Source organism: Paraliobacillus sp. JSM ZJ581, assembly GCF_044383835.1.
GTDB lineage: Bacteria > Bacillota > Bacilli > Bacillales > Amphibacillaceae > Paraliobacillus.
Map to the genome: position 1 here is coordinate 15052 of NZ_JBISEP010000031.1, position 18252 is coordinate 33303.

Here is an 18252-nt window from a genome sequence, read left to right on the forward strand (position 1 = left end):
AATTCATATATTTCAGATTCGAGATATTAGATTAAAAAAATTTACATGTTTTGTGCATGAAAGCCTAGCTTCTTTACTGTACAATTAGCTCTTCTTTTCCTTTCATGTCTAATCCTCCAAAAATATCTTTCAACGCACCCGATGTTTTGGAAAAACTTCATCCATTAGTTTCGTACCTACTTCCATTATGACCGCATATGTGATTCGGCGATCTTTGGGACAAGTGTGTCTCTCTAGTAAGTTTTTCTTTTCTAGTTTATCTACAACATAGGTAATACTACTACTTGCAATCAAGACCTTTTCACCGATTTTTTGTATCGGCTGATCACCTTTGCTATAAATTAACTCTAAAATAGCAAAATCAGTGGAATTTAGCCTCAAACATTTTATATCGTTTTTTAATTGATTGTAATGTACGAGATAGAACAACAAATGCCTTTAATCACAAGTCCTCTTCATATTTTTCATTCTCTTACTTGTTCAGCATAGCTATTCCTTTTAATTATCTTGAATTCAAGATAATTATATAATATTAAATTGCTACTGTCAATTTATAATGATAAGGGAAGTTATTCTGGGCAGTGGTTTTGATTAAAGCAATTTGATCAATCAAGATTATGTCGAATACTTTACCATGCATTTAAACTGTTAGACTTTCTGCTGGTAGAATATAATGGTGTAAAATTAATATAAAATCTATCGTTTTCAATCGTAAACTTAAATTTAAAAACGCTAGAATGTCTATTTATCAACATTCTAGCGCTATAAAGTCATTTTTGAATTCACTCAAAAATATCGATGAGCTGATCGGTTACATATTTTTTAAGCTAGTTTTTAATTACTTTTTCAATTCTATCACGCTTGCAATATTCCGTGCTGTCGCCTCTAGATATTCTGATCCGTTTTGGATCGCTTGTTCTACATGGCATGGACCTTGAGCAATACTAAACGCTGCATCTATGCCGTGGTCAAATACAGCTTCATACCCATTACTTAGCGTTCCACATATAGCAATAACGGTTGCACCACTATTTTTCTTTGCTACCTTTGCAACGCCAATCGGGGTTTTTCCGTAAATTGTTTGACTATCCATTTTTCCTTCTCCGGTAATCACAATGTCTGCATCAGCTACACGTTTAGCAAAGTTCGTTTGTTCTAACACGATGTCAATCCCCGGCTCAAGCTTTGCATCTAAACACGCTAATAATCCTGCACCGATTCCACCAGCAGCACCAGCACCTGGGATGTCCTTTACATTCTTTCCAGTCGCTACTTGCATCACATCATGAAAGTTCGCCAAGGCTTGATCAAGCTGCCTAACCATGTCAGGTGTTGCTCCTTTTTGCGGGCCATATACAGCACTCGCTCCTTTTGACCCCAGTAATGGATTGTCAACATCACAAGCAACAATAACATTTACCTGCTCTAAACGAGAATCCAAGTTTGATAGATCCATTTGCCAAAGGTCCTGAAGTGCTGCACCACCAAGAGCCAACCTTTCACCTTGCTTGTCATATAATAAACCACCAAGCGCCTCAATCATTCCTGCACCACCATCATTTGTAGCGCTTCCACCGATGCCTAAGATAATTTTTGATACATCGTGTTCAAGAGCAGCTTTAATCAATTCACCGGTGCCATAGGTGGTAGTTTTTAACGGATCACGCTTCTCAGCAGGAACTAAGGCAAGCCCCGAGGCCTCGGCCATCTCAATAATTGCTGTAGATTCGTCCCCAGATACAGCATACGTAGCCGTTACTGGTTGTCCTAGTGGTCCAGTTACCACTTTTTCGTAAAATGTTCCTTTTAGTCCGTCAGCTAAAGATTGGGTCGTCCCTTCTCCCCCATCTGCCATTGGAACTAAATCATAGGTGATAGTTCCTTTATAGACTGATTCAAATCCTCTTTTAACTGCCTCTGCCGCTTGTTTTGCGGTCATACTTTCCTTAAAAGAATCAGGTGCAATCACAATTTTTTTAATGCCCATTGCTCTCTCTTCCTCCTTTTACAAGAACCACTGGAACACACCATAGATTAATGTCGACACAATCGCCATCGTGATCCCTACTAAAGATTCATATGGTATTAGCTTTAAACGTTCCTCTATTTTCATTCCTACACTACCTGCTGTTGCATGGAAGAAGCTCCCATGTGGCATATGGTCAAGTACAGTTGCACCAGCGTGAACCATAGCCGCACCAGCTAAACCAGCCACACCTGATTCTAAAATTGTGCTACCAAATACGCTACTTGCTACCGCGGAACCAGCAGTAGTAGATGCCGTCGCTGCTGACATAAAGACTCCAGATACAGGTGCTAAAGCAAATGCTGGTAAACCTAAACCTTCTAAAATACCAATTAAAGCAACATCAAGATTCGAGTTTGTAATAATTCCCGCGACTGCCCCAGTACCAATTAATAATATAGCAACCGGCGCCATCTTTCCTAGACCACTTTTAATGTAGTCGTTGGTATTACGCCATTTCCCCATAGCAAGAACTCCAACTAAACCTCCAGCAGGCAATGCTAGCATTGGATCAATATTAATATCAAATAATGGGCGTAACACAAGTAACAGAATTGCTACGATCGGTGCCAGTGCAGCTGTCCATACTGATGGTAATGCATCTGTATCCGATTTTTCAATTTCAGCAATTTGAATTACTGTACCTTTTGTTGCGATACGCTTTGAAATGAAATAAGTTACCGCAAGTCCAAAAATAGCAGGAATGATACCTGCCGCCATTACTGATGTTAACGATACATCAAATGCTTCCGAAACCGCTATCGTATTCGGGTTTGGTGACATAATATTACCCGCTTTGCCTCCACCAATCATCGCAATCAAAATTGCCATTCTAGATAGTTTTGCTTCTGATGCGATTACTAAGGCAATGGGGGCAACTGTTATAACGGCAACATCGACAAATACACCAACTGCAGTAAGTAGCATCGTTGCAATCGCTAATGCTAACAACGCTTTCGTTTGACCAAATTTATATACGATTGTTTGCGCGAGCTTCGATGCTGCTCCAGATTCTATTAACACACCTGCTAAAACACCTGCTGCTAAAATGCGTAACACAGCAGGCATGATGCCTTGTGAGCCACTAACCATTAGCTCAACTGTTTCTACTATACTGGCACCACCTACAAGGCCACCGATTAATCCACCAGCAATCAAACTATAAACGGGAGGTATCTTTTTTAAAATCATAAAAATTGCAACTACAAGTCCAACAATTGCACCTAAAGCACTTACTTCTACCATTATTTTTCCCTCCAATAAATGAAGTGTATTTATATACTATAACTATATTATAAGCGCTTACAGCAATCTTTCCATTGTTCACTCGAACGAAAAGAAAGCGGTTTCTTTTCGTGTTTTTTATGCATCTGAACATTTTTTCGATAACTCATAAATCACTTGACCAATTGTTAATTCTACTAAGTCCTGCAAATTTTTTGGATTTCTCCCTGTAACCGTATGAATTTTTTCCAAACGATACGCTAATGTATTTCGATGGATAAATAGCTTGTCAGCTGTCTTTGTCATTTCACCATTCTCTTTGACAAAAGTTAAAAACGTCTCGTGTAATACTTCACCGTCACTTTGAAAAAATAATTTACGATAATTTTCACTAATTTTATTTGATTCTTCTTTAGCTTCTCGTAAAAACTGATAACAAAGAAGCGAGAGGCCTAATGCATGTTGATTCCAAACACCACCTTGAGGATACAGCATTGTTGCAGTCTCAACAATCCTTTGAGCTATCTCGTAAGATTTCCTCCATCCTTCTACCCCATCTTGATATGGGCCCACAGCAATAGTGACTTCATTCGAATCGATCTTGTCCAGCTTTTGTTCTACAAAGCTTTTTAGCTTTTCATCCGTATCTAATTTGGAAGCTCTTTTCATTTTTAACACAATATACTGATTATTATAAAGTTTCACCAGCTCATCATCTTTCACTAACCATGAATTTATCCAACTTTTAATTGTTTTATTAGAAAGATTATCCTTATACGGAATAGAAATTAAAATCACAGCGTATGTTTCATTTGTATTTATTTTAAAAGATTGAGCTCTTTCCTTAACATATGTTTTATCTTTATCAGATCCTAATATTAAATGCGAAATAACATCTTCACGTAAACGCTCATTGCGTTCAATCTCTTTTGTTAAAGCAGCTTGTTCTAATGTTAGCTCTGCTCCCATTTGAACAAGTTGTGAATAACTTCTTATCTGCTCCGGTTCACCTGTAATACCGATAACGCCAACAATTTTGCCACGGAAACAGATAGGTAGGTTAATACCAGGTAAAGAGCCTATCCATTGCTCAACGTCATTTGAACTAATTTCGACTGTCTCATTTTGCTCCATTACCTTACGAGCACCATCGTGTAACTGCCCAATTCTGTGCGTATCTCCTGAAGCAATGATTGTTCCTGACCAGTCCATTACATTCACATTAGTATCTATAATTGACATTGTGCGTTTTACAATTGCTGAGGCTAGCTGTTCTGTTAACATGATTTCTCCTCCAAATACTGACGAATTAATTCGCTCGTTTCTATTGATAAAATTTTACCATAAAATTAAATGAAGGGCTTGTTAAGGTATTACTTTGTTAATGAGAATCTAATTTTTGGTTGATGGGGTATACTTTTTATTGAGCGTTCTCAATCCATGTGAGTAGTTTATGATAATCACATTATTTTTAAGATCTTCTTATTTTAAGCAAACTAGGTTTTTAAATTTTTAGCAATTTTATCTTGTAATTAACTGTCATACGATTCACAAATAATTAAAGGTTATGCTATAATGAAATTAGACAATACGTATAATAAATAACCCGTAGCAGCTACTACGGGTTATAGATAAGTGGTTAATCGGCTATCTTTTTTTGATAGACCTCTCCTAGTTACTTGTTGGGCAAATAGGGGGGGCTATTTTCGTTTGATCAATGACACAATTAAAGCGAGCCATGCAATCAAGAAAGTACCAAAACTGAACAGTACCATAAAACTCTCATACATACCCATAGGCATCACCCCCTTCCACAGGGGACTTAGCCGACCCTACCCTAAAAGAGCATTATCCATTAAAAGTATAGCACAAACGATGCGAACATATATTCTTTTTTCGTCCGTATATGAATGCTATAACCAAACGGAGCACTCTACTAGAAACTCTGTAGGGTGCTCCGTTTACTAAAAGATTTCCTTTGCATCTGCTGGTAATCTTCTAACATGATTTAAATATTTCATCATATTCTTATCTTCATCAGATAGATAGGTGTATGAAAGAGATTGTGCTACATCTTTTGCTAATTCGCGAAACAAGTCACAAGCAATAAAAATCGAGTCCCAGAAATTTTCATAGTTTCCGTCAGAATACGTATCCTTGTACATCTCCCAGTATTGCTCAGGGAGATAGTCTTTGAAGTGCTTACCCATTTTCCCGGTTGACACTTTAAAATTATTGTTTGTTCCAATCCACCATGAAACCATCTCATCCAGCGCATCTCTTACCGGGCGTTCAAACATTTGCTTTGCATACGGCAATTCGTCACGCCAAATCCCTTTTGCAACATTTTGTAAACACCACCAAAATTCATTACAGCAACCGATAAAGTGCAATTCAGTAGGCCTTTTAACACGATAATCTATATCCGTAGGTCCATGAATTTCTGGCAGGCAGTTGTCTTTATCTAATAATTGTAAGGTGAGTTTATCATCAACATACGTATCTAACATTTTTTCTTTTATCTCGATATGAAGATCGATACGATTGCCATCTGAAAATAGCATTAAATATCCGTAAGACCGGTCAAAATCAATATCGATATTATTAAATTGATCGATTTTATCTGGCTCTTGCATAATAAGTAGATCACCAAACTGATTTATCCATTTCTCATTTTTTATAAAAGAGGCAGTTTCTTTCACAACATAGACGATATCGTAGTCTTGAAAAATATCTTTAGGTGCGTTGGGGTTCGTTCTTGAACCATTCATATAAACAGCACGAATTCGCTCATCATTTTTGGCAACCTTTAAAATTAAATCCATCATTTCTTGTTCATTTCTCATGATATATCCCTCCGAACATTAAATTTTTCAAATAAAAGAGGTTAATTTTACATTAGAGGGGCTCATCGCTGATGTTGTGCTAATCTGTTTTGCATCGTTTATCATTTATTTAATCTTTTTTTACAAATTGCTCCAATTATAGTACCTATCCATATTCCCAGGAAAACAGTAATTGTAACAAATCCCATTCCCATGCCATTCCAGCCTCCAACGCCGATAATACTATAAATAACGACGCCGAAACAGATTAAAGATAAAATGATCGCAATAAAAAAGAGAACTATCCTTGAAACGTTACGGGATATAAAAAAGATAATGACAGCAGCAATAATTCCCATAAGTAATATCGGTGTCCATCCTTCAAGCATTAATGCATTAATTTTATTCGCCCCCTTTTCTTATCACACATATTGACACGCTAAACGTTTGTGACATTTCTAACCTTAAAAATGCTTTTTCATAATATGTAATCGAATCGCGAACGTTAACTAAAGAAGATGGTATATATGATAAAAACTAATAGTAAAACAACAATAAGTATTCCAGTACCCTTCCAACCCAAACCACCAACTAAATCAGAGAGATTGCTTCAATTAATACTACTAGAAGCGTTCTTTAATTCCTTTTATCGTATTCTTTCTCTTCTTTGTTCTGGTGATTCATTATTTTCAGTCATATTAATCACTCCTTGAAAGTAATTTTCCCCCAACAAAATAGCCTATTAAAGCTGCTAATGCACTTATAAGTATTGAAAGAAAAGCATTAGTATCTGGAAAAAAGAATTCTTTAATAAATATGATTATTCCTACAAACAAACCGATAAATAACGCTCTATCTAATTTTTTTATTTTCAAAATTCTCACCCTTATATGTAATTAGTATTATAGATTTCTGTAAATAATTATTACATCATTTAAAGGAGTTAGATACTCTTTTTCCCCTATTGTAAAATCAGCGCCATGACGTTCTACTTCAACATATTGAACAACTTTATTATCATTTATAAAAACTAATAGATAGATGTCGTCTCTATAATCAATATCACTTGGATCATTAAACTTAACACCTAATTGTTCCTCTATTCCTTCTTGCGTACTGTAAGGTGTAAATAAAAATGCCTTTTCCCAATCAAAAGACGTCATTGTTGTAAGACTTATTTCACTATTATTCTTGTCTTCCGTAATGGAAGAAATGGACTTTTCCAACTCCACATTGCGTTCTAGAATAGCACATCCTGTTAGAAGGAATAGAATGAAAAACAAAAAAACATAACGGGTGAATTGCATCATGATTATTTCCTCTCTTGAATTATAATCGCACCTTAGAATAACTTACTATGATTCACTAATTCCTACTGCAAGTAAAAGAAAATAAACAAACACCAATACTATACCATTCAGTAGAATTCCTGTTATGATAAACCACATTTTTTTAGATAGTATAGCAAAAATAATCCCAAGTACAGAAAGCACCGAAAATAAGATTATAGCCATGTTCAGATTTACATTGGGGCCTCTCGTGACAAAGAAATAAATGACATTTATTAGAACGGTTACTATTGATAATGCTCCGAGAATATTCTTCTTGCTCAAAATTGTAACCTCCTTTCTAAATCATGTTTCACAAATTAACCCCGCACCTATTTGGTTATTTGACGCTTGCCAAACAATTTGTACTGTAACGAATATTATTCAATTATAGTTTGTAAATTCTCTAATTGTGTTTTAGATAACTTACCTATAGTAGCCGTGTTACTTTCCATATCATATGATTGCAAAACTATAGCCTCGTCTCCATTAATCCAAACTCTAAGCAAATGTGTAGATATTCCTTCTTTATGCTTAATCATAAAAACTATATCATCCTTGGTTTCCCAATCCATTCTTCAGTTGAAAAAACCACTTCTTCAAATAACTGTTCAAATTCCGATATCTTCTTTTTATCTTTTATTTCTTTAGTAAACTCAAATTCATATTTACTAACTGAATGACCAACATGTAAAACCTTATCTGGTTCCATTACTTTATTAAATATAATAATTATAATTGGGATTAATAATATTAAAACTATAATAAAAAATATTGTACTTTTCTTTTTCATAAAATCATCTCCTTAAAATTTGGACACCTAACTTTTCTTAAGAAATAAATTATACCTTCGCACATTTTAATTAAATCGAAACAATCTTGCAGACATGATAGTACAGTGAGTAAAGAAACACCCGTTGCTTTAGCTTCTGTTTTACAAAATGAAGCAGGCACACTTGAACATTATGAGCTTTTTATTTATAACGAGAATTTCACGCTTGAATTTCTTTTTCTTCTTGAGCGAAGTCAGAAAAATTAATTTCGCCATTATATTGTGTTGTTTCTTGTTCGAGAGTTTGATAACGGTCATCGAATTTATCCATTAGAAGCAACGTACCAAATATAATAGTAAAACCTATTATGGCAAGTGAAATTATAATAATAACAAAATAAATCAATAGTTTTTTCCAACCTAAATCTAGTATCCTTTGTATCAAAATGAAGCCCCTCCACATTACAATTTCCATATATATCTAAAGTACTATTTTGTTATATAATAACGTAGAAATGAAAAAAAATCCATAATTAATAAGGAAACAATTTCCTTGTCTGTTTCATTGCGAAGTTCTAGTGTATCCCAAACCGGGCCTCTTTGCTATCCACACAAAAGAAGGATTACTGACAGAAGAAAAGATACTCTACTTAAAATACATAAAGGAGTAACTAGTTAGTACAAAAAAATCTATGTTTTTCTCAGGAATTGGCTTACTGGTGGTTAGCGGGGTTTTGTTTACATTTGAAAGATTTTTATCGATTTTAACATTTGCAGTTTATAGTTTTGATGAAGGAAAAAGTTCAGTTCCAGCAGAACCTTCTATGCCAGGTATCTTTGATAACTTTTTTGTTTTTTCTTTCTTAATAATCGGTATTATTTTCGTCTTGGTTTCGTTCTCTGATAAAGTTCATCAATAATAATGAACAATGATGGAGGAAGGACAAATTAAGCTTTGTTCCCTCCTCCACTTTTCTGTGTTATATACCTCTTAACTATGCCTCTTGTTAAACATAATCTAACTCTATTCAAAGTAAGCATGCATCCGTAAAAAGCTAACTTTTTATTTTTTATAAACCATTTGAAACCTTTCACAAACCACCAGGATGTTGTAATTAAAATCTTGGTTTATTGCTTCAAGCTCTTTTTTGAAAAAGGCTTCGTGAACCTCACGCCAATAACTTAATGTGCGATCACCTTCACCCTCTAAATAGGCCTGTTCTGCTGTAACTTCATCAAAGGGAACGATTTCTACTGAGGTAGTCTCTACTATGGCAACAGCATTCCCTTCCCCATCGAGAATGACATTCATAAGACCCACATACGGTAACTCCTCATTCTCCAATTCATATAAAATATAGTTTGAAGCTGTCGCTGTTTTCGTTCCTTCCAACACTAATGCTGCAAGGTCATCAGCCATTTCTTTTGAATCACCAAATGCCCATGCATCATAATTTGTTGGAGCTTCTGGATTTATTTTTTTGTAGTCCTTCCACATTTGAATAATAGAATCATTTTTCATCTTATATCAACCTGCTTTCCATTTAATTTTCTAGCTGATCACAGAGCTCTTCCCATTTCTGTTCTAAATCTTCTTTTTCCTTATATAACTGTTGGATTAACTCCAAGTCATCCGCTTCCAATAAATTTTTGTCTAACGCTGTTATTTCTTCCTCTAATGAGACTAAATCCTTTTCCAAGTTTTCCGTGACCGTACGTTTATTCTTTACCGTCTGCTTTAATCGTGAGATTGGTTCTTTCTTTTTCTCGGTTCTTACCTGTTCTGTCTTTTCTTGTAACTCAACCATTTTTTCCTTTGCCCATGTGTAGTCACCTTCAAAGCAATGGATCTTTTTTGCTTCTATCCAGTAAATCTTGCTAAATAGCTTGTTAAGAAAATAACGATCATGGGAGACAGACAATAAGCTACCTTGGAAATCTTCGAGTGCTTCTTCCAACACTTCTCTTGATTCAATATCTAAATGGTTTGTTGGTTCATCTAAGACGAGCAAATTAATATCTTGATACATTAATTGGGCTAATCTTAACCGCATTCTTTCGCCACCGCTAAGCTTAGAGACTTTTTGAAAAACCGCATATCCATAAAACATAAACCTGGCCAAAATACCCCTCGCTTCTCCTTCCGTCACTTTAACCTCATCTCTAAATGTTTCAATAACCGTTTCATCCTTCAAAGTGGAGAAAATATTTTGAGATAGGTACCCTATTTTGACATTGCTGCCTATCTGAACTACACCTTTATCAGGATCAAGCTGTTGAAGAATTAATTTGAGTAATGTTGATTTCCCTGTTCCGTTTTCACCTATTATTGCAGCTCGATCTTGGTAGGTAAAATGCATATTTACATCCTCGAACAACAACTTATCATCAAAACTTTTTGAAACATCTTCAAGCAATATAACGTCATTTCCACTTCGGTCAGAGGCATCCATCTCTAGATTCATTTTCTTCCGATTTAAGATCGGTCTATTTAACTTTTCCATTCTCTCTAGCGCTCTTTCCATATTCCTTGCGCGTCTATGAAGATCCGCATTAGGTGGGTTCGCTCTGTTTGCCCATTCTCTGAGCCTTTTAATTGCTTCCTTCATCTTTTTTATTTTCTTTTGCTGTTCCTCATAGGCTTGAAATTCCCTTAGTAGCTTTTCTTCTTTTTCTTTTACAAACCCTGTAAAATTTGTATGGTAAGTCGTTACTTCTCCGTCCTCCAAATCGATTACCTTGTTGACGACTTCATCGAGAAAATAACGATCATGTGAAATAACAAGCACTGTACCGCTGTATTCTCTTAAAAAGTTCCCAAGCCATTCGACTGCCATCAAATCTAAATGGTTCGTCGGTTCATCCAATAATAGTAGGTCCGGTTGCTTCAACAGCATTAGGCCTAGACCAACTTTTGTTTTTTCTCCACCACTTAACCTAGAGAATGGCTGATCAAGTAAACGCTGAATATTTAAACCGTGAACGATTTTTTCAATATTAGACTCTATCTCATAACCACCATTGATTGCATATTTGTCTTGTACATTTCCATATTCACCGATCAGTTTTTGGAGTTTATCTGCATTCGACTCCATCCCCATCTCAGCCTCTAGCTTCTTCATCTTTTCTTCCATCTGCAACAAAGATGAGAAGGCTACTTTTAATACATCCTTCGTAGTTGTTGCATCATGGTAATCTGGGATTTGTGTCAGATAACCAATAGCAGCATCTTTCTTCCAATGGATTTGTCCTGCATCTGGAGTTTTCTCACCAGCTAACAAACGAATTAAAGTCGTTTTTCCACTACCGTTTCTGCCAACTAATCCAACCCGTTCTTTTTCTTTTATTTCAAATGATATATCTTCAAAAATGGCATTTCCACCATACATCTTAGCTATTTTATTAACACTACATGCGATCATTGTTATTCCTCCTTATAAAAAAATATACAAAAAAAGCCATGAGAAGACATACCTTCCCATGGCTACAGTTTTTAATAGAACGTCCATTTCACTTAATCAGCGTTCTATTCCATTTTAAAAAAGGAGAGCATGAAAATGCTCTCCTTTACACTGTCTTTATATCATGTGGGTTAAGAGATGTTTTTCACCGTTTTAGTTTACTATTGAGTTACTAAAAAAAGACACACGTGTCCCGTTATCAACTACAACAGCAAATTTTGCACGGTTCAAATAAAGGAATTCAACCCAAAATCCGCACACTAAAACAGCTTGATTCAACATCTTACCCCACCTCCGATTCATTAAAGTTAGTTATATATTATCACTTTGAGGAAATATATTCAATCTTTTTATAGTTAAATTATTTAAATCTCTATGTTTATAAATCTGAAATAACCTATTAACTTAGAAAATAATTATTCATTCAACAAAAATAAAAAATGTCCTAAAAAATATAAGCATAAAATCAAAGCTACATTTAGAAACAAATAAAAATAATACACCATTTTCTATTTATATCTTCCACAATCGTACCTGTTTCCGGAAATCTTAATATAAAGAATCACTAGTCATTACTACTTCTCACTATACTTACGGACTATTTAGTACAAAATCAAAAAAGTTTTAATTCGTTTTCTTAACAAACAATACTCTATCTTGATTTATCCCATCATAATCAGAAAATACTGAAACTCCATCAATTTCTATGTCACCTTTTTCAATATTAAATCCCATTTTGGTGTGATAGACAATAGAGGCCTTATTAACAGGTGAAGTTACAGCACGAACAACATTTCTATTATTCTTTTTTATGCTATTGAAAAAAGCATTATAAAGTCGCCTTCCAATTTGCTTTTTACGGAATTCAGGGTTCACACTGACAAAATGTATGTATGCAACATTTGTATCAGATTGAGACAAAAATCCAATTAAAAACCCAACTATTTCACCGTCTTTTTCAGCAATAAAACTTGTATTATTAAAATAATCAAAGAATAACTTGGGCAACTTATTTGACATTTCTCTACCATCCCACCATTCGTTAATCAACGGTGAAATAATGTAATAATCAGAACTTTTCACATTGCGTATTTCCACTAATAAACATCCTTTTTTTATTATGCTTTAGACAATTTTATGACAAGAAAAAATTGTTCTACCTTATCTCGTCGCATACGGCGATAGAAATTTCTATAACTACAAGCATCGAATTTTCTTACATTTTAAGTTCAAATATATCAAGCAAAAGTCAGAGAAAAAGAGGCAAACAGCGATTTTGCTATAGTATCCACGATCGAAATCAGAAAAAAGCAAGTTATTCGATGATACAATTGTCAGTCGTCATCACAAGCGTGTTGTTATGAAGCTTGCTAAGCATTTATCAAAATGCATTATCGCAATTAAGCTATATGGAAGGCGAGCTCACCAACATTGAAACATCGTTCCGTCAATGGCTAAATCAACTATTACAGAAATTATTTAAGGCGATTGTTTTCGATTACGGTAAAGAGTTTTCAAACGGAAAAAACAGCAACAATAAAGAGGGTTCATACATTTATCCCCAGATCTTCGAGCACACCATTTCAAAGAAAATTAAAAGAGCACTTTAACCGGCTCCTTAGGAAGAACGAACTATCAAATTCCATTCTAGCATCATAAAAGTATATTTTTAACGTTACAATGAAAAGAAACATTATTCCTAGAAAATCACTGAATCACCAGATTTCTAAGCTACTTTTATTTTATACATACGGATGGATTGTAAATCGCCTTCATACACCAAATGACCTGAATGAATAAGTGAGCGAATTCGATATTCAATCCAAGCATCAGACAACGGTTGTTCGGAATGTCCCATTACTTCCCCAATCAACCTAACTGCATGTATAAACTCAGAATCACCTATTCCACTAATTTTTTTGGCACAGTTTATAATAAAAGCATCCCAACTTGACTCTTGCTGATGAAATATTCTTCCCTTTTTCCATGAACGAAAAAAACTTTCACTTTGAATTAGTCTTTCTCCCTCTTGTTCTAAACTCCCTCTCATTCTCGCTGAAATTGGATAAAGTGAATGTTCATAAAAATGAGCTAGCTGTTTAGGATTACATTCACCAGTATGTCTAATCTCTATGTACACATCACCATGTTTTGTATAGTCTTTCATAGCTTTAAACGTATTCACAGTATTTATAGTAACTTCACTATTCTTTAACAAATAGTAACAAATCCGAAGACCTATTTGTTCTGCCGAATTGTCACAAGTCCAAATCGTTAGTCGATCACCGTTTTTTATTTCCGCTAATTGTTGCAATGCCTGCTCACATGTTATTTTGTCCTCTTCGATACAACTCCACATTGTTTCACAGCTAGATTTCAACCAAGTAAAATAATGTTTCATACCACTTTTTTTATGAATATTTTTAATCGGCCCAATAGAAAAATCAATTGGGAATCCAATAATTTTATGATTCTTTCCAGGTAAAGCAAATTTCAAGCTAGCTTCTGCAGATTTTCCAAAAACAACATGAATCATATTACCACTCCACTCTATTATAATTTCTAGGTGATATTTTTTCGTTAGCTAATATTATAACAATTTTCGACATACGATAAATGGTCATAATCCAAGTATTAATATAATTATATCAATTTTTCACAAATTATCTAACTCTATTTTAAAGTCGTTGATTGTAAAATTAAGCGAGTCATCAGACAACTAAAAGAAGGAAAAACAGCGATTTACATTCATCTGGAATATAAGAAAAACAAGCAAAAATGTGGTCGTAAATCGATTAAATGAAGTGGATTAGATCAAAGAAAAAGTAAAGAATGGTTGGACTCCAGACGTCATCGTTGGTAGAAAAGAAAGACCCATCTCTTGTAGTATGCGTACCCTTTATCGGCAGTTTGAAAAGGGTGTTTTCAGACAAGAGAAATTACCGATGAAAGAGAAAAGAAAACCAAACGGTCACCAAGAAAATAGAGGAAAACAAGCATTTAGACGTAGTATAGATGAGCGCAATCAGGAACATCTATACTACAACAATGAATTTGGCAATCTAGAAGGTGATACTATTGTTGGTAACAAACACAAGAGTGCCGTGATCACTTTGGTTGAACGACTAAGCAAATGTATCATTGCGATCAAACCTAAAGGCAGGAAGGCACAGGATATTGAAGAAGCACTAAACGGTTGGCTGCAAGGCGTTCCTAGACACCTATTCAAATCCATTATCTTTGACTGTGGCAAAGAATTTTTGAATTGTAAAAACGTCAGTAATAATCATGATATTGACATCTATTTTGCCGATCCAGGAACGCCATCACAAAGAGGATTGAATGAAACTTCGAATGGTCTACTACGTAAAAACGGTCTACCAAAAGAGATGGGTTTCAATTCCGTTACACAAGAATATATATCAACTGTTGCTTCTAGAAGAAACAACATTCCAAGAAAATCATTAAATTATCAAACACTAAGGGGTGACAAGGCAATTAAAAGTTTCCTTCACTTGATTTGGTGAAAACCTTATATTCATTTTCATCTTTTCCTTTTGTAAGAATGATGTTCTTGTTTTCTTTTGAAAAATAGATAGATGTTCCTACCTCTAAATAATTTGACGATAGATTATCTTCTGGTAAGGTATCTTCTGTCAATTTTGTTTTCACTTCACCGATTTTATCACCTGGAGTGTAATTTGATGAATTTAAGTTACTGTCCAAAACATAATCTGTATTGTCAATTCGTAGTATTGCAATGAATGAACCTATTCCTTCTTCGGCTATATCCCCGTCGTGAATCATGTTAGTTGAATTTGAAAATAGTAATAAAAGTAATGTTAACGCTGCAACTATGGTTGGAATTGCAATCAATTCCCATCTTCGTTTTGGCTTACCCATTTCAGATTTTGCCTTTAGAACCCCAGACTGACTTTTTTGATGAATATTTTTGGGTAATTTAATCTTATTGACCTCTTGTTTTAATTTCATTTATAAGTTACCTCCTTCCAGTAATTCTTTTTTTATTTTTTTTAAAGACCTGTAAAGTATGGACTTAGCGGTCCCTAAGGGAATTTCTAAGTGTTCTGAAATCTCCTTAAATGTATAATCTAGATAAAATTTTAAAAGCACTATGCTTTTTTCTTCCTCATTCACATCATCAATTAAGTTTTTTAACGTCAAATTTAAACAAATATCATCGGTCACAGCACCAATATTTTCTATATAATCCGGATTTAATGTTGGTAGCACTTTGACTATCTCTTATAATATTGGCTATGCGGGTTTGTCAAATTAAATGATTATCACTCTTAAAAAACATTCACAGGTCGTAAATATACTTTAAAAGGATATCTCCTCATAATCAATATCGTAAATCAGGCTTCCTACTGACTTGATACGCTCATCAGTTAACTGCTGCACGTACTCAATATATCTTTCTTCCCACTCTTCTTCTGCTTCAGTACCTTCAGCAACTATTTCTGAAAAATCTCTTACATCTCCTCGCAACTCCTCATAAAAAACAATTTTAGCACTAATAGCCAATTCTACATCTCCAAATGTAGCAAATAATGCATCATATTCATTACCAAATAAGCATTCTGAATTTAGTAGATCCAAATAATCGTGCAATGACACAAAATTCTCACGGATTATTCGTACTTTTTCCTTTTTATTATCACTTTCCATGATTCGGTCTACCAGTTCTCGCATTTTAATATCATTCATACGGTCATTTTCATTTAGCATTAATACGATTGGTTTTTCGCGTTCTTCCTCTTCTTTGATAATTAGCTTTTCGTAGTTACCTATTTCAGCTGAAGTGTTTACTCTTTGAACCAATTCCTTCCGGTACAAATCGATATAAGAAGTAAGCTCTTCATCCGTTTCTAGTTCCTCCTGTAGACGATTGAATGCTTCTTGAATCAATTTGGTTCTTTCATCGTCATTACAAGAAATTAGCATTTGATTCAGTTGGTCATATTGAACACTTGAAATTCTGACCTGATCAGCTCTTCCACCAGACAGAAGTGAAAAGATAGCATTATTGACCATTAACTCAAATATATTAAATAACTCAATGGTATAATTAAAACGCGATTTTTTCCCGAAATTTTTTAGAATATACATTAAATCTTGGTGACTAAATAAACGACAAAATTTTGTTTCCATTAATAGACGCTTTAAATACTGTTTAATGTAAAAAACCCCTTGGAGTCGCATATTATCAATGGCTAACGGGTAGTCAATACTCGCCATGGTATTTTGTGCTTCAAAAATAATATTATAATTGTTCATAAACACAGGTAATGATTCATCAATGCTCAAATTATAAGCATCAACAGGAACATCTAATTTCTTCTTTTTAATCTCTTGATACAGTTGTTTAGCTTCTTCAAAATATTGCCAAAGCAATTTAATTCCTTCTGAATGTATTTCTTTCACACTGTCCCTACTAAATTGAGCAATAGCATCTTCCGGTTCTTTAAAGTGAAGTGCATAAGCATCCAAGGCATACTTCAGAGATACCATAATCCCTTGTGCTGTATCAGAAGACACTGAAGTACTTTCTCCTTGGGTATATTCTTGTATTAATTGCTGAAGAACTTGCATCATCTCTACTTGTATTTGATAAACTTTCTGACTGGAGATAAGCCCAACACGTTGACCTTCATTTAAAAGTGACAACATATACTGACTTTGTTTTAACTTTGAGCGGTCAATAGTAATATTAGATAAAGACCTACTATAATCATGTGAGTTATCTAATCCCATGTTTTATCATCCCCTTGTAGCGGCGATTTGCCACTTATCAAATCACTTCTAAAGTTTTCTGCAAGTTGTTCCATTTTACTTCTCAATAGTTCTACAGAACCAGCACATGAACCGTTAAAATAATCCATCATCTGATTAATTAGTTTTACATCGTTAATTTTATCTTCTGTTTCATTCCTCAGATAATAAAATATCTCTTGAAGATCATTTAATGTCTCAACATAATGATTCTGATCCATATAGGGGGATGCAGCATACAATTCAATTAATTCCTTTAATACCTCTGTGCTCAACTCAACTCGTGCATAATCATGAAGAACTTTATTTCTAGAAGTAATCATTGTTTTCACATCATTTGGGGTAAGAACCAAACCGTACTCTTTAGTTTTATCATTTAGAGCAACTATGTCCCTCACCGTTTTCGATTCAGGAGAAAGTTGAACAGAATTAAAAAAATGGGATAAATTCAAAGCTTCTCATCCTTTCTATATTTTTAAACTTTTTTCGATAAAATCATTGACTTTCGATTCGGTTTATGTTATGATTTATTATAATGGTATTTTTGTGTAAATATAATTTATCCCATTTGTTTACATATGTCAATAGGTTTGCTAATCTTATAATAAATAATAGACCTATTAAGATGTATTTGTTTCGCCTGTATAATAAACATACTAAGATTAGTAGTGTAATATCGGTTGTACAATAAATGACGTTGGTGAGTAAAAAAACTCACAAACGTCATTTTTAAATTCATGTTCTAATTGATGGCCTCATTTTTATTTGAACATCTATAAAAGGCGAGGAATAATGTTTATTCCGCTGCGGAAATCCGCTT

Annotated in this window: 22 protein-coding genes and 3 pseudogenes; 2 read left to right on the forward strand and 23 right to left on the reverse strand. The window is 34.3% G+C overall.

What is annotated here, in order from left to right:
• Positions 1 to 41 precede the first annotated feature (41 nt).
• The 14 genes and pseudogenes from ACH6CY_RS13780 to ACH6CY_RS13845 all read right to left on the reverse strand — a co-directional run bounded on the left by ACH6CY_RS13780 (position 42) and on the right by ACH6CY_RS13845 (position 8620).
• A pseudogene (locus ACH6CY_RS13780) lies at positions 42 to 448 on the reverse strand (MarR family winged helix-turn-helix transcriptional regulator).
• Positions 449 to 838: 390 nt separating this feature from the next.
• Positions 839 to 1987, reverse strand: a complete 1149-nt coding sequence (locus tag ACH6CY_RS13785; RefSeq protein ID WP_374067911.1) for a glycerate kinase — start codon at positions 1985 to 1987, stop codon at positions 839 to 841.
• An 18-nt stretch (positions 1988 to 2005) separates the two neighbouring features.
• Positions 2006 to 3271: a GntP family permease gene (locus ACH6CY_RS13790; protein WP_374067912.1), complete on the reverse strand. Its 1266-nt coding sequence runs from the start codon at positions 3269 to 3271 to the stop codon at positions 2006 to 2008.
• A 117-nt stretch (positions 3272 to 3388) separates the two neighbouring features.
• The gene (locus ACH6CY_RS13795; RefSeq protein ID WP_374067913.1) at positions 3389 to 4534 is read right to left on the reverse strand and encodes a CdaR family transcriptional regulator; all 1146 of its coding nucleotides are present in this window, start codon (positions 4532 to 4534) and stop codon (positions 3389 to 3391) included.
• Between the two features lie 416 nt (positions 4535 to 4950).
• Entirely contained in the window at positions 4951 to 5046 is a 96-nt protein-coding gene (locus tag ACH6CY_RS13800) for a putative holin-like toxin (protein ID WP_374067914.1), read from the reverse strand.
• Positions 5047 to 5214: 168 nt separating this feature from the next.
• Positions 5215 to 6096: an aminoglycoside 6-adenylyltransferase gene (locus ACH6CY_RS13805; protein WP_374067915.1), complete on the reverse strand. Its 882-nt coding sequence runs from the start codon at positions 6094 to 6096 to the stop codon at positions 5215 to 5217.
• Between the two features lie 101 nt (positions 6097 to 6197).
• Positions 6198 to 6464, reverse strand: coding sequence for a YesK family protein (locus ACH6CY_RS13810; RefSeq protein ID WP_374067916.1), 267 nt, complete (start codon positions 6462 to 6464; stop codon positions 6198 to 6200).
• Between the two features lie 116 nt (positions 6465 to 6580).
• Positions 6581 to 6772, reverse strand: a pseudogene (locus ACH6CY_RS13815) (DUF6366 family protein).
• 1 nt (position 6773) lies between these two features.
• Positions 6774 to 6950 (reverse strand): hypothetical protein, encoded by a 177-nt coding sequence (locus ACH6CY_RS13820; protein ID WP_374067917.1) that lies wholly within the window; start codon positions 6948 to 6950, stop codon positions 6774 to 6776.
• A 27-nt stretch (positions 6951 to 6977) separates the two neighbouring features.
• Positions 6978 to 7385 (reverse strand): hypothetical protein, encoded by a 408-nt coding sequence (locus ACH6CY_RS13825; protein ID WP_374067918.1) that lies wholly within the window; start codon positions 7383 to 7385, stop codon positions 6978 to 6980.
• Between the two features lie 45 nt (positions 7386 to 7430).
• Positions 7431 to 7688: a hypothetical protein gene (locus tag ACH6CY_RS13830; RefSeq protein ID WP_374067919.1), complete on the reverse strand. Its 258-nt coding sequence runs from the start codon at positions 7686 to 7688 to the stop codon at positions 7431 to 7433.
• A gap of 95 nt (positions 7689 to 7783) precedes the next feature.
• Positions 7784 to 7945 carry a hypothetical protein gene (locus tag ACH6CY_RS13835; protein WP_374067920.1) on the reverse strand — a complete coding sequence of 54 codons (162 nt, stop codon included), beginning with the start codon at positions 7943 to 7945 and terminating at the stop codon, positions 7784 to 7786.
• Positions 7946 to 7950: 5 nt separating this feature from the next.
• Positions 7951 to 8196: a hypothetical protein gene (locus tag ACH6CY_RS13840; protein WP_374067921.1), complete on the reverse strand. Its 246-nt coding sequence runs from the start codon at positions 8194 to 8196 to the stop codon at positions 7951 to 7953.
• A 199-nt stretch (positions 8197 to 8395) separates the two neighbouring features.
• Positions 8396 to 8620: a hypothetical protein gene (locus ACH6CY_RS13845; RefSeq protein WP_374067922.1), complete on the reverse strand. Its 225-nt coding sequence runs from the start codon at positions 8618 to 8620 to the stop codon at positions 8396 to 8398.
• A gap of 289 nt (positions 8621 to 8909) precedes the next feature.
• On the opposite strand from ACH6CY_RS13845, the gene ACH6CY_RS13850 reads away from it, so the two are divergent.
• Positions 8910 to 9095, forward strand: a complete 186-nt coding sequence (locus ACH6CY_RS13850) for a hypothetical protein (protein ID WP_374067923.1) — start codon at positions 8910 to 8912, stop codon at positions 9093 to 9095.
• Positions 9096 to 9238: 143 nt separating this feature from the next.
• Here the strand turns inward: ACH6CY_RS13850 and ACH6CY_RS13855 are convergent, their stop codons facing one another.
• The 5 genes from ACH6CY_RS13855 to ACH6CY_RS13875 form a co-directional block, all read right to left on the reverse strand.
• Positions 9239 to 9697, reverse strand: a complete 459-nt coding sequence (locus ACH6CY_RS13855) for an ASCH domain-containing protein (RefSeq protein WP_374067924.1) — start codon at positions 9695 to 9697, stop codon at positions 9239 to 9241.
• Between the two features lie 22 nt (positions 9698 to 9719).
• Positions 9720 to 11597, reverse strand: a complete 1878-nt coding sequence (gene abc-f / locus ACH6CY_RS13860; protein WP_374067925.1) for a ribosomal protection-like ABC-F family protein — start codon at positions 11595 to 11597, stop codon at positions 9720 to 9722.
• Between the two features lie 192 nt (positions 11598 to 11789).
• Complete coding sequence (locus ACH6CY_RS13865; RefSeq protein WP_374067926.1) at positions 11790 to 11939, reverse strand: RAxF-45 family protein; 150 nt, start codon at positions 11937 to 11939, stop codon at positions 11790 to 11792.
• A gap of 321 nt (positions 11940 to 12260) precedes the next feature.
• Positions 12261 to 12734, reverse strand: coding sequence for a GNAT family N-acetyltransferase (locus ACH6CY_RS13870; protein ID WP_374067927.1), 474 nt, complete (start codon positions 12732 to 12734; stop codon positions 12261 to 12263).
• 628 nt (positions 12735 to 13362) lie between these two features.
• Positions 13363 to 14172: a DUF1835 domain-containing protein gene (locus ACH6CY_RS13875; RefSeq protein ID WP_374067928.1), complete on the reverse strand. Its 810-nt coding sequence runs from the start codon at positions 14170 to 14172 to the stop codon at positions 13363 to 13365.
• 162 nt (positions 14173 to 14334) lie between these two features.
• On the opposite strand from ACH6CY_RS13875, the pseudogene ACH6CY_RS13880 reads away from it, so the two are divergent.
• Positions 14335 to 15163, forward strand: a pseudogene (locus ACH6CY_RS13880) (IS30 family transposase); the annotation flags it as partial.
• On the opposite strand, the gene ACH6CY_RS13885 reads toward ACH6CY_RS13880, so the two are convergent.
• The 4 genes from ACH6CY_RS13885 to ACH6CY_RS13900 form a co-directional block, all read right to left on the reverse strand.
• A complete protein-coding gene (locus ACH6CY_RS13885; protein ID WP_374067929.1) occupies positions 15135 to 15629 on the reverse strand; it encodes a hypothetical protein in 495 nt (164 codons plus the stop codon). The pseudogene ACH6CY_RS13880 and the gene ACH6CY_RS13885 sit on opposite strands and share 29 nt — an antisense overlap.
• Positions 15630 to 15890 carry a sigma-70 family RNA polymerase sigma factor gene (locus tag ACH6CY_RS13890; protein ID WP_374067930.1) on the reverse strand — a complete coding sequence of 87 codons (261 nt, stop codon included), beginning with the start codon at positions 15888 to 15890 and terminating at the stop codon, positions 15630 to 15632.
• 90 nt (positions 15891 to 15980) lie between these two features.
• Complete coding sequence (locus tag ACH6CY_RS13895) at positions 15981 to 17414, reverse strand: DUF6179 domain-containing protein (protein WP_374067931.1); 1434 nt, start codon at positions 17412 to 17414, stop codon at positions 15981 to 15983.
• Positions 17405 to 17884 carry a DUF6323 family protein gene (locus ACH6CY_RS13900; RefSeq protein WP_374067932.1) on the reverse strand — a complete coding sequence of 160 codons (480 nt, stop codon included), beginning with the start codon at positions 17882 to 17884 and terminating at the stop codon, positions 17405 to 17407. The genes ACH6CY_RS13895 and ACH6CY_RS13900 overlap by 10 nt, the downstream gene beginning before the upstream one ends.
• Positions 17885 to 18252 lie beyond the last annotated feature (368 nt).